The organism is Bacillus sp. GC_Bacil_1, assembly GCF_026540675.1.
Lineage (GTDB): Bacteria > Bacillota > Bacilli > Bacillales > Bacillaceae_G > Bacillus_A > Bacillus_A cereus.
On the sequence record NZ_JALNUG010000069.1, the window covers coordinates 1 to 271 of the forward strand.

Genomic DNA, 271 nt, shown 5'->3' on the forward strand with positions numbered 1-271 from the left:
TTTTCTTTCGGGAAGTGGCTCAGCTTGGTAGAGCACCTGGTTTGGGACCAGGGGGTCGCAGGTTCAAATCCTGTCTTCCCGATACTTGTTTGGGGCCTTAGCTCAGCTGGGAGAGCGCCTGCCTTGCACGCAGGAGGTCAGCGGTTCGATCCCGCTAGGCTCCACCATTAGTTCTTTGAAAACTGAACGAAACAAACAACGTGAAACGTCAATTTTTATTTTTTAGATGCTAGACAAACTAACTTTATTGGAGAGTTTGATCCTGGCTCAG

General features: G+C 48.7%; 2 tRNA genes. Both read left to right on the forward strand.

The window, feature by feature from the left end:
* Window positions 1–8 precede the first annotated feature (8 nt).
* Window positions 9–82, forward strand: a tRNA-Pro gene (locus OXT04_RS29680).
* A gap of 9 nt (window positions 83–91) precedes the next feature.
* Window positions 92–167 (forward strand) — tRNA-Ala (locus OXT04_RS29685).
* Window positions 168–271 lie beyond the last annotated feature (104 nt).